General features: G+C 43.2%; 10 protein-coding genes. 7 read left to right on the top strand and 3 right to left on the bottom strand.

Translation table 11 applies throughout. The features are described from left to right. The first annotated feature begins 33 nt into the window (after window positions 1-33). From ACHZC4_RS03630 to ACHZC4_RS03645, 4 genes are all read left to right on the top strand, one after another. On the top strand, window positions 34-1,401 hold the full coding sequence (locus ACHZC4_RS03630; RefSeq protein WP_394752428.1) for a cryptochrome/photolyase family protein: 1,368 nt from the start codon (window positions 34-36) through the stop codon (window positions 1,399-1,401). 59 nt (window positions 1,402-1,460) lie between these two features. After that, window positions 1,461-2,957: a lysine--tRNA ligase gene (lysS, locus tag ACHZC4_RS03635; RefSeq protein WP_394752429.1), complete on the top strand. Its 1,497-nt coding sequence runs from the start codon at window positions 1,461-1,463 to the stop codon at window positions 2,955-2,957. A 111-nt stretch (window positions 2,958-3,068) separates the two neighbouring features. Beyond that, the gene (locus ACHZC4_RS03640) at window positions 3,069-3,545 is read left to right on the top strand and encodes an MEKHLA domain-containing protein (RefSeq protein ID WP_394752431.1); all 477 of its coding nucleotides are present in this window, start codon (window positions 3,069-3,071) and stop codon (window positions 3,543-3,545) included. A 48-nt stretch (window positions 3,546-3,593) separates the two neighbouring features. Further along, window positions 3,594-3,839, top strand: coding sequence for a CDGSH iron-sulfur domain-containing protein (locus ACHZC4_RS03645; RefSeq protein ID WP_394752432.1), 246 nt, complete (start codon window positions 3,594-3,596; stop codon window positions 3,837-3,839). Between the two features lie 15 nt (window positions 3,840-3,854). Here ACHZC4_RS03645 and ACHZC4_RS03650 read toward each other — a convergent pair whose 3' ends face one another. Genes ACHZC4_RS03650 through ACHZC4_RS03660 form a run of 3 tightly spaced genes read right to left on the bottom strand, consistent with a single transcriptional unit; the run spans window position 3,855 to window position 5,838 of the window. Then, window positions 3,855-4,853 carry an NAD(P)H-dependent glycerol-3-phosphate dehydrogenase gene (locus ACHZC4_RS03650; RefSeq protein ID WP_394752438.1) on the bottom strand — a complete coding sequence of 333 codons (999 nt, stop codon included), beginning with the start codon at window positions 4,851-4,853 and terminating at the stop codon, window positions 3,855-3,857. Between the two features lie 9 nt (window positions 4,854-4,862). Then, window positions 4,863-5,336, bottom strand: a complete 474-nt coding sequence (gene secB / locus ACHZC4_RS03655) for a protein-export chaperone SecB (RefSeq protein WP_394752433.1) — start codon at window positions 5,334-5,336, stop codon at window positions 4,863-4,865. A 58-nt stretch (window positions 5,337-5,394) separates the two neighbouring features. Next, entirely contained in the window at window positions 5,395-5,838 is a 444-nt protein-coding gene (locus ACHZC4_RS03660) for a rhodanese-like domain-containing protein (protein WP_394752434.1), read from the bottom strand. 396 nt (window positions 5,839-6,234) lie between these two features. On the opposite strand from ACHZC4_RS03660, the gene gpmI reads away from it, so the two are divergent. The 3 genes from gpmI (at window position 6,235) to ACHZC4_RS03675 (ending at window position 10,383) form a co-directional block, all read left to right on the top strand. Continuing rightward, window positions 6,235-7,782, top strand: a complete 1,548-nt coding sequence (gpmI, locus tag ACHZC4_RS03665; protein ID WP_394752435.1) for a 2,3-bisphosphoglycerate-independent phosphoglycerate mutase — start codon at window positions 6,235-6,237, stop codon at window positions 7,780-7,782. Between the two features lie 58 nt (window positions 7,783-7,840). Then, window positions 7,841-9,004, top strand: a complete 1,164-nt coding sequence (locus ACHZC4_RS03670) for a murein hydrolase activator EnvC family protein (protein ID WP_394752436.1) — start codon at window positions 7,841-7,843, stop codon at window positions 9,002-9,004. A gap of 65 nt (window positions 9,005-9,069) precedes the next feature. Then, entirely contained in the window at window positions 9,070-10,383 is a 1,314-nt protein-coding gene (locus tag ACHZC4_RS03675) for a S41 family peptidase (protein ID WP_394752437.1), read from the top strand. Window positions 10,384-10,750: the final 367 nt, after the last annotated feature.

Here is a 10,750-nt window from a genome sequence, read left to right on the forward strand (position 1 = left end):
ATTTTGGGGGTTGATTTGAAAAGTGCTCTATAAATGTTTTTATACGATATTGCCGTATTCATTTTCCGCCGCGATCTACGCCTTGTAGATAATACGGCCCTAAACGCCGCCTTGCGCTCCGCCAAACAAGTTATCGCCTGTTTTATTTTTGATGATAATCAAATAAATCCGCACCCGTATCAAAGTAAACCGGCGTTGCATTTTATGCTGCAATCACTGGCTGATTTATCGCAACAGTTCCAAGGAGTTAATGTTAATCTAACCTTCTTAAAGGGCGTGCCTGCAAAGGTGATTGCCGATTTGCATAAAAAACATGCCATACAAGGCGTATTTATTAACCGCGATTACACGCCTTATAGCCAAACACGTGATGCAGAAATTGCCAGCGTTTGTGAACAGCTAAACATCAGTTTGCATATTGAAGCAGATGCCTTGCTTAACGAGCCGGAACAAGCGCTTAAAAAAGACGGCAGTGCTTATAAGGTGTTTACTGCTTTTTATAATAACGCACAGCAAATTCCTGTGCCATTGCCACAATCCGTAGGAAAGGCTGCGTTTTTAAAAGTGGCATCAACTACTAATCTTGAAGCTTATGCGGCTTTAAACAGCTTTCAAACTACCGTGGTGCAAGGCGGACGCAGCGCGGCTTTAAAGCAACTGGAAGTGTTTGGTAATAGTGGTAATTACACTGAAACACGCGATTACCCTGCGCTACAGAGCACCAGTCTATTATCTGCGCATTTAAAATTTGGTACGGTATCCGTGCGTGAAGTGTTTTATGCCATAACGCAGCACTTAGGCAGTGAGCATCCCGTATTGCGTCAACTGTATTGGCGCGATTTTTTTACCCATATTGCGTACCATTTTCCAAAAGTATTCGGCCATGCCTTCCGTGATAAGTACGACAAACTGGACTGGGGCAATAACGACGATTATTTTCAAGCCTGGACAGAAGGCAAAACCGGCTTTCCGATAGTAGATGCCGGAATGCGCCAATTAAATGCCACCGGCAGTATGCATAATCGCGTGCGACTAATCGTAGCGTCGTTTTTAGTGAAGGATTTGCACATTAACTGGCAGTGGGGCGAGCGTTATTTTGCCCAGCATTTAGTGGATTACGATCCGTGCGTTAATAATGGCAACTGGCAATGGGCAGCATCGACAGGCTGTGATGCTCAGCCGTATTTCCGGATTTTTAATCCGTGGTTACAGCAACAAAAGTTTGATGCGCACTGTGATTATATTTACGAATGGCTGCCGGAATTGCGTGACGTTCCGGTTAAAATAATTCATAACTGGCAGAAAAAACATTACGGTGATTTTTACCCGATGCCGATTGTGGACCATAGCCGAGAAGTAAAGATTTCCAAAGCACGATTTAAATCGGTTCAACAGCCGTAATGTATTAATATGGCTCAACAGACCAAACACTTTTTTAATTCTAAGACTCTTTAACTAAAATGTCCGAAATACAACAAGACGATCAAGAACAAATCAAACAACGCCGCAGTAAGCTTACCGAGTTACGCGAGCAAAGCATAGCCTTTCCGACCGATTTCCGCCGTGATGTGATTGCGGGTGAATTACTGGCCAAATACGGCGATAAAACTAAAGAAGAGCTAGAAGCCGAGCCGCTGCGCGTCAAAGTAGCTGGACGCATAATGACACGGCGTGTCATGGGTAAAGCCAGTTTTTGTCATGTTCAGGATATGTCCGGCAAAATTCAGTTGTATGTCACCCGCGATGCGTTGCCTGAGAACTTCTATAACGAACAGTTTAAAAAATGGGATATTGGCGACATTATCGGTGCGGAAGGCGTATTGTTTATTACTCAAACTGGCGAGCTGAGCATTAAAATCGACAGCATACGCTTGTTGACCAAAGCCTTGCGGCCCTTGCCGGAAAAATTCCATGGTATCGCCGACCAGGAAATCAAATACCGTCAGCGTTATCTGGATTTAATCATGAGCCAGGAATCGCGCAACGTATTTTTAATACGCTCCAAGGTTGTCGCTTATATTCGTCAGTTTTTAATCGACCGCCAGTTTCTGGAAGTGGAAACACCGATGATGCAAGTTATTCCTGGCGGTGCGACCGCGCGTCCGTTTACTACGCATCATAATGCTTTAGATATGGATATGTTCTTACGGATTGCCCCTGAGTTATATCTAAAACGTTTAGTGGTTGGCGGTTTTGAGCGGGTGTTTGAAATCAACCGCAACTTCCGTAACGAAGGTTTATCGACACGCCATAATCCCGAATTTACCATGCTGGAATTTTATCAGGCTTATGCCGAATACCATGATTTGATGGACTTGACCGAAGCCATGTTACGCGGCATTGCTGAGGAAGTGGTAGGGCATACGGTTATCACCTATCAAGGTGAAGAATATGATTTCGGCCAGCCATTCCAACGCATGACGGTAGTGGATTCGATACTGCATTTTAATCCTGACTTAACCGCCGCTGACCTTGCTACGCGGGAAGCTGCGGTTGCTGTCGCCGAAAAGCTGCGCCTTCCAGTAAAAGACGGCTACGGTCTAGGTAAAATTCAGATTGAAATCTTTGAAAAAACCGTCGAAAGCAAGTTGATGCAGCCGACGTTCATTACCGCTTATCCGGTAGAGGTATCGCCACTGGCTAGACGTAATGATAACGATCCGCATGTTACTGACCGTTTTGAATTTTTTGTCGGTGGCCGCGAAATTGCCAACGGCTTTACTGAATTAAACGATGCTGAAGATCAAGCGGCGCGCTTTCAAAAACAAGTAGAAGAAAAAGATGCCGGTGATGATGAAGCCATGCACTATGATGCGGATTATATTATTGCCCTGGAACATGGTATGCCGCCCACAGCAGGCGAGGGTATTGGTATAGACCGTTTAGTGATGCTGTTTACCGACTCGCCATCAATTCGAGATGTGTTGTTGTTTCCACACATGCGGCCTAAGGCTTAAGTTTCGATTATTATTTACAAAATGCCGTTCGTGGCTCGATAAATTCACCATGAACGGTTTACTTTGGCGTTTTTATAGCTCTGTCTTGCATGATTTTACTGGGTTGAATTTATGAATCATTTTCCCAAGCCAGACGAAACCAATGATTATTTAGCGCAGTACCTAGACTTATTAATAGGCAGCTTGAGAAAACTAAAAGGAGTCTGTCTTACAGATTCCTCTTTAAGCCTGAAAGAGCAGGCAAAACAGGTTTTTGAAGCGCCTTATGTGCTGTTGGCGCATAACGCAACGGCTGATCCGGTGTTTCAATATGCCAACAAAATGGGTTTGGCGCTTTTTGAAATGTCATGGGAAGAGTTCATAGTATTACCTTCAAGATATTCAGCCGAACCTCAAAACCGCGACGAAAGGGAAAGCTTTCTGCATGAAGTGTCTGCAAAAGGTTATGCGGATAATTATTCAGGAATCCGTATATCAAAAACCGGCAAAAGATTTGAAATTAAAGCGGCAACTGTATGGAACATAATGGATAGTGATAATATTAAACACGGGCAGGCTGCCCTATTTACAAATTATATTTATTTATAACCGCCTACCGTAGCTGTTGTAGAATTTAACTTTAGAAAGGATTTGAAAATGAGCGACCCAGTAAGAGCTTCAGATACTCCATACACTGTTGATGTTGAAGCAGGTAAATCTTATTTTTGGTGTGCATGCGGCCAAAGCAGTAAGCAACCTTTTTGCGACGGATCACATAAGACCACCGATTTTACCCCGGTGAAATATGACGCAGTAGAATCAAAAACAGTTTATTTTTGCGGTTGCAAAGCCACTAAAAATCAGCCTTTGTGTGATGGCAGCCATAAAGGCAATGCGATATAAGTTACCGTTTGAAAATTAAGCTTCCGGCTTTTGTTCGCGGCTTAACAAGTTTTGTACGGCAGTTTGTGGCGCGAGCTGTTCGTACAAAACTTTATACGTTTGCTCGGTAATCGGCATATCTATGCCGTATTTTAACGCTAATAAATAAGTTTCTTTGGCAGCAGAAATCCCCTCAATTTCCTGGCCAATTTCCTTGGTGATTTCATCCCTGCTTTTGCCTTGCCCTAAGGCCAGACCAAAACGTCGGTTTCGGGATTGATTGTCGGTGCAGGTTAAAATCAAATCACCCAAACCGGCCAGACCCATAAAAGTGTCTTGTTTGCCGCCTAGTTGCACACCTAAACGAATAATTTCATTGAGTCCTCGAGTAATTAGAGCCGCGCGAGTGTTGGCACCAAAGCCCAGGCCATCCGCAATACCTGCTGCTATTGCCAATACATTTTTTACCGCGCCGCCCACTTCCACGCCGATTAAATCGGTGCTGGTATAGGTTCTAAAGCGTTCGCTATGAAAAATACTGGCTAACTGGTGGGCAAATTTCGCTTGGTTGGCTGCAATGGTAATGGCTGTGGGTAAATCTGCGGCTACTTCGCGGGCAAATGTCGGGCCAGAAAGAAGCGCTGCTGGCGTTTGCAAGCCAAATATCTCGGCAACAACCTCATGCAATAAACTACCATCATCGGGATTAAAACCTTTGGTAGCCCAGGCAACGGCGATGTTATCCGTACAGTAAGGCTTAAGAGCCAGTAATGTTTGTTTGAACACTTGGCTTGGTACGCACACCAAAATTAATTGGCTGAATGGTGCGATGTCTTTAAGATCAGAGGTTACCGCAATATTTTCAGGAAATACCATTCCCGGTAAATAGCGTTGATTTTGGCGATGTTGATCAAGCGATCTAATATGCTCAGGGTTATGTCCCCAGAGCAGTACCTGGCAACCATTTCTGGCTGCCAAAATAGCAAGCGCTGTGCCCCAGGACCCAGCGCCCAGGATAGCGATTTTTTGATTCAGCAAACTGGTTTAGTTGAGTGTGTTGGCGCTATTAGGGCTGGGTTGCTGCATTTGTTGTACGTGTTGGCTGTACAAGGCATCAAAGTTAACCGGTGACAATAGCAATTGCGGGAAGCCGCCTTTGGAAACCAGGTCAGAAACCACTTCTCTGGCATAAGGGAACAGAATATTAGGGCAAAAACTGCCTACCATAGGACCCATTTCTTGATCTTCAAAGCCACTTAAGGCAAATATGCCCGCTTGGTTGACTTCTATTAAATAGGCTGTTGTGTCGGCGCATTTAACGGTAATGGTCACTTTTAAAGTGATTTCATAGAAGGAATTGTCCAGCGCGACTGTGTTGGTGCCTAAATTGAAATCGACAGTGGGTTCCCATTTTTCAGTGAAAATTTTAGGGGAATTTGGAGTTTCAAAAGATAAATCTTTGGTGTAGATTTTTTGAATTGAAAATTGTTTTTCTGCAGTGTTATTTTCTTCAGCCATGATGAATATACGATTTTAAATTAAGTTTGATGGATGCTTTAAGTGTAAAGCGATAATGTTACTTCTTGTATTTGTTGACGACTTTAATAGGCAATTTGTACTCATCTTGCCATGCTTGCATGCCGCCAGTGATGACTAAGATTTGTTCAAAGCCTGCTTTAGTCAAGATTTTACCCGCCGATGCTGAACGTGTTCCGTTCTGACATGCAATTAGAATAGTGGCTTTTTTATATTTATCAAGGGTAGGCAGTTGTTCAGTTAAAGAACTCAACGGTTTACTGACAGCGCCTTCAATATGGCCTTTTATGAATTCGTCAGGTTCACGTACATCAATAATAAGGACTTTTTCATCATTCATTTTAGTGACGGCAAGCAATGGAGATATCGCACCGAACCTGTTGAAAAGTGCATCCGACAGTTCTTGAACTAATAAATACGTGACTACGGCTAAAGCGAGGACATAAACATAGTGATTTAAAGCGAATTCTATAATGCGTTCCATAAGTAATGTGGCTCAATCAGGTTAGATAAAAAGGGAATGTTGAGTTGTAAAAAACCGATAATACGAATCATTATAACAACGCTTAGCGGATAGCGGCATGTGTCGCTAGAGTATTTGTACTGCGAGGATAGAGCAGAGTGATATCGCTATGCACCTGTTAGCCATGAATATAGATGTCCATAATTTATAGACACCATTAATTATGACTATTCGGTATAATATAAATTTGTTTGCATGTTGATTATTATACGCGTATGCAAGAGCTTACAATCCAGGCAGATGATACATGATTTTTGCGCGGCTTGGGTATAGAGAATTGATTAACAGTCGATTTATACGTGCTTGCTACATGCAACTTACCAATTCTATTTTTAGTATTTAGGGGATAAAGGGTTTATGTCGAAACGACCAAAGCCAGTGGTGCTACTGATTCTTGACGGCTTCGGTTATTCTACCGAGCAGGAAAACAACGCTATTGCCATGGCAAATACGCCATGTTGGGATAAATTGCAACAAGACTACCCTATGACATTACTGGATTGCTCCGGTAACGTTGTAGGTTTGCCTGACGGGCAAATGGGTAATTCCGAAGTCGGTCATGTCCACATTGGTATGGGGCGGTATGTGCCGCAAGAATTTTCCAAAGTGAACGATGATATAAAAAATGGTCGTTTTTTTAGCAATCCGGTACTTTGTCAAGCTGTAGATACGGCAAAAGCCAAAGGCAAGGCCTTGCATATTATGGGCTTGTTGTCAGAGGGCGGGGTACACAGCCATCAAAATCAGATTATGGCCATGATGGAATTGGCTGCGCAGCGTGGCTTGGATAAAATCTATGTCCATGCTTTTTTGGATGGCCGGGATGTGCCGCCTAAGAGTGCGACCTCTTCAATAGAAGCAATCAATCAAAAATGTGCAGCCCTTGGCGTAGGTGCAATTGCTACGCTAGTGGGGCGCTTTTATGCAATGGATAGAGATAATCGTTGGGATCGCGTCAAGCTGGCTTATGATCTGATTGTGAAAGGACAGTCTGAGTTGACTGCCGGTTCAGCATTAAGTGCTTTGCAAGCCGCTTATGACAGGGGGGAGACCGATGAGTTTGTGCTACCGACGGCAATTTTGGGTGCTGATGGCAAGGCCATAGTGCTTGATCCTGAAGATTCGGTGGTGTTTATGAACTTTAGGGCAGATCGTGCCCGTGAAATATCGCAAGCCATTACTGAGCAAAGCTTTGATGCTTTTGATAGAGGCGTTCAATCACCTTATCAGGGTTATTTTTGTACGCTGACTGAGTATAACCAAGACTTCGATTACCCGATTGCTTTTCCGTCCACCGAACTGAAAAATGGGTTGGGGGAAGCGTTATCTCATTTGGGGTTGACACAGCTCAGATTGGCAGAAACTGAAAAATATGCGCATGTTACTTTCTTTCTTAATGGCGGTATAGATACGGCTTTTCCTGGAGAAGACAGGATACTGGTACCTTCACCTAAAGTAAGAACTTACGATATGCAGCCAGAAATGAATGCTCCTAAGGTCACCGATCATCTTGTTGAGGCTATCGTGGGTGGAAAATACGACGTTATTGTTTGTAATTATGCAAATTGTGATATGGTTGGCCACACTGGAGTTATTCCCGCCGCGATTAAAGCTGTAGAGGCTGTTGATGCGTGTTTGCAACGGATTGTAGCAGCGTTAAACAGTGTCGGTGGTAAGATGCTGTTAACCGCTGATCATGGTAATATTGAGCAAATGGTTGATCCCGATACCCATGAACCGCATACTGCGCACAGTATTAATCCAGTACCTCTGGTTTATGTCGGTGGCGAAGGCGTATTGGCATCGGATGGCAGCCTGTCAGATTTAGCGCCGACAATCTTTGCTATTTTAGGCATAGAAAAACCGGCTGAAATGACAGGAAGATCACTCATTCAAACCAGTTGATTTGTGAATGGTTAAGCGGAGCGTTTTTTGTAGTTTAGCTACGGCATTTGCTCTCCTGATGTTGGCGAGGAATGGTCTTGCGGGCAATAATAAACAGTTAGATCGTATTCAGTCGGACATTAGCTCGGTTACACAAAGAATGCAGCGTATCAAGGAACAGCGTGATGCTATGCAAAATTTGTTGGCCGAAGTTGAGCAGCGATACGGTGAAACAGCGTCATTGTTAAGGGTCTTCCAGCAACAGGTGGATGAAAAGCGCGAAAGCCTGGATAAGATACCCCTTGAAATTAAAAAGCTTGAAGAAGATATTGCTCAATGTAACAAGGAGCTGTCGGACCAAGTGCGGGCAGCTTATGCTGTGGGTCAAAAAGCCCGCCTGAAATTAATGCTTAGCCAGCAAGATCCGGCTTCATCAAGTCGGATTATGGTGTATTACGACTATTTTAATAAAGCCCGCTTGGCCAAGCTTGCTTTTGTTGAGGCTTCTGTTAAGCGCCTGGATTTGTTGAGTCAGCAAAAGAAAAAGGATACTGAGCTTTTAGAGAAAAGTTTGGCTCAAAAAAAAGTCGAGCAAGTGACATTGGATAGCACACGTAAAGAAAGAAATGCGTTGTTATTGCAACTCAATAGTGACTTTTCTTCCAATGAACAACGCTTGGCTCATCTTAAAGAAAGTGAAAATAACCTCGTGGAACTGGTTGATTCTTTAGATATAGAAGAAGATGACCTCGTTTTTGAGGGAGATCAAAATATAGAAAGCTCGGCAGATGTTGACATTGAGATGCCAAATGATGAGCCGTCTGCGGTAGTGGCGACTTTTCCGAAGGTAACAGGTGATTTTTCAACGCTTAAAGGTAAATTGCCCTTGCCGGTTGTAGGCCATTTGGCCAGCACCTTTGGTAGTCAGCGTTCACAAGGTATCAGTAACGGTATTTTAATCGCCGCTAATGAGGGAACAGATATACGAGCAGTTACTAAAGGCCGAGTGGTTTATGCGGGTAATTTGCAAGGCTATGGGCTATTGATGATTGTTGAGCATGGTGAAGAGTTCATGACGCTTTATGCTTTCAATCAAAGTCTTTATAAGAAAAAAGGCGATTGGGTTGATGCGGGTGAGGTGATAGCTTCGGTTGGACAAAGTGGCGGCCGGAGCCAGCCAGGGCTTTATTTTGAAATACGTAAAAAAGGCAAGCCAATTGATCCACTTGCATGGTGCCGTTAGCAAGATGATATCAAGTTTGGGTAATAGCAATTTTAGGAAATTGAGTTTTTGGAGTTTTAAGGCGCATGCTAAATAAAAAGAGTGTTTTTATCTTGTCTCTTGGTGTTACGTTGGGTGTTTTCATGGGGGTGTCTGGTAGTGGCCTTGCTGAGAGAAATAAAGCGGCTCCGGTTGTGGATACGGAAACGCTCCCGTTTGAAGACTTACGTACCTTTACAGAAATCTTTGGGCGCATCAAGCGAGATTATGTTGAGCCTGTTACGGACAAAAAACTATTGGAAGATGCTATCCGTGGTATGTTAGTTGGCCTTGATCCGCACTCTGCCTATTTAGTGGCTGAAGAATATCAGGAGCTTAAAGAAGGCACCATGGGTCAATTTGGTGGCTTGGGTATTGAAGTGACCATGGAAAATGGCTTTATCAAAGTGGTTACTCCCATTGATGATACGCCCGCACAACGCGCAGGTATTAAAACCGGTGATCTTATTGTTCGGCTTGATGATAAGCCAGTAAAGGGCATGGCATTAACTGATGCCGTAAAGCTCATGCGAGGTGAGCCAGGCAGCAAAATTTTATTGACTATCGTACGCGAGGGTGCGGAAGCGCCGCTTAAGATAACTTTGGTGCGTGACGTGGTAAAGGTCAAAAGCGTAAAAAGTCGTATTTTGGAAAAAAATTACGGCTACGTGCGTATTAGTAGCTTTCAATCGGGTACTGGAGAAAGCTTAAAAGAGGCTTTGGCGACGTTAAAGAAAGAAAATTCAGGCAATTTAAAAGGTTTGATTTTGGATTTGAGAAATAATCCCGGTGGTGTTTTAAATGCTGCTGTGGAGGTAAGTGATGCCTTTTTGAAAAGTGGGCTTATTGTTTACACAGAGGGGCGTATTGAAAATTCTGAAATGCGCTTTAATGCCGCACCGGATGATCTGATTAATGGAGCACCTATGGTAGTGCTTATTAATGCAGGATCAGCTTCCGCTTCTGAGATCGTTGCAGGTGCTTTGCAAGACCAAAAGCGCGCTGTGATTATGGGCGAAAAATCTTTTGGTAAAGGCTCGGTACAAACTATATTGCCGACCAGTAACGGTGCGGCGGTTAAGCTGACAACGGCTCGCTATTACACACCATCAGGCAGGTCGATTCAGGCTGAAGGCATTGAACCTGATATAGTTTTGGAGAATCTAAAGCTGGAATCATTAGACAAGACAGAGTTTAAGCCCGTTAAAGAAGCTGATTTATCGCATCATCTAGAAAACGCTAAAGAGCGTGCTGATAATCAAAGTGCAGCTGATAAAGAAAAAGAAGCGCTTGATAAAAAAGATTATGCTCTATATGAAGCGTTGACTTTGTTAAAGGGTATTAGCATAGTTAATAAGTAATGGTTTTAACTGATTATTGATCTAGCATATGCTATTTGCAGCCTGCGCATTGGCGTGCAAGATTGAAGAAGTTGTTATTTGGCAACCTAGCAAAGAGGATAGAACGTGGGAGGTTACGTCAAATGATCCGCGTTTTAAGTATATAAAATACAGTTGGCTTATTGTTTTTAGTGCTTGAGTTATGTAAATAAGTTGTTGTTTGTAGGTTATATTTTTTTAGCGGCTGTTTTTTTATGAGAAGCGGTTGGTAATATTTTAAAAAAACATGAAATAAAAATTGACAAGATCAAGAAACTGCATATAATAGGCGGACTGAGTTGATCGAAAGATTAGCCGCTCTTTAAAAACCTAGATCAAAATAATGTGT

Source organism: Crenothrix sp., from assembly GCF_043729335.1.
Taxonomy (GTDB): Bacteria; Pseudomonadota; Gammaproteobacteria; order Methylococcales; family Methylomonadaceae; genus Crenothrix.

Bases quoted from the DNA above. Each gene is read 5' to 3' on its own strand.
- ACHZC4_RS03630 (WP_394752428.1), top strand. From the start codon at position 34: ATGTTTTTATACGATATTGCCGTATTCATTTTCCGCCGCGATCTACGC.
- lysS (WP_394752429.1), top strand. From the start codon at position 1,461: ATGTCCGAAATACAACAAGACGATCAAGAACAAATCAAACAACGCCGC.
- ACHZC4_RS03640 (WP_394752431.1), top strand. From the start codon at position 3,069: ATGAATCATTTTCCCAAGCCAGACGAAACCAATGATTATTTAGCGCAG.
- ACHZC4_RS03645 (WP_394752432.1), top strand. From the start codon at position 3,594: ATGAGCGACCCAGTAAGAGCTTCAGATACTCCATACACTGTTGATGTT.
- secB (WP_394752433.1), bottom strand. From the start codon at position 5,336: ATGGCTGAAGAAAATAACACTGCAGAAAAACAATTTTCAATTCAAAAA.
- ACHZC4_RS03660 (WP_394752434.1), bottom strand. From the start codon at position 5,838: ATGGAACGCATTATAGAATTCGCTTTAAATCACTATGTTTATGTCCTC.
- gpmI (WP_394752435.1), top strand. From the start codon at position 6,235: ATGTCGAAACGACCAAAGCCAGTGGTGCTACTGATTCTTGACGGCTTC.
- ACHZC4_RS03670 (WP_394752436.1), top strand. From the start codon at position 7,841: ATGTTGGCGAGGAATGGTCTTGCGGGCAATAATAAACAGTTAGATCGT.
- ACHZC4_RS03675 (WP_394752437.1), top strand. From the start codon at position 9,070: ATGCTAAATAAAAAGAGTGTTTTTATCTTGTCTCTTGGTGTTACGTTG.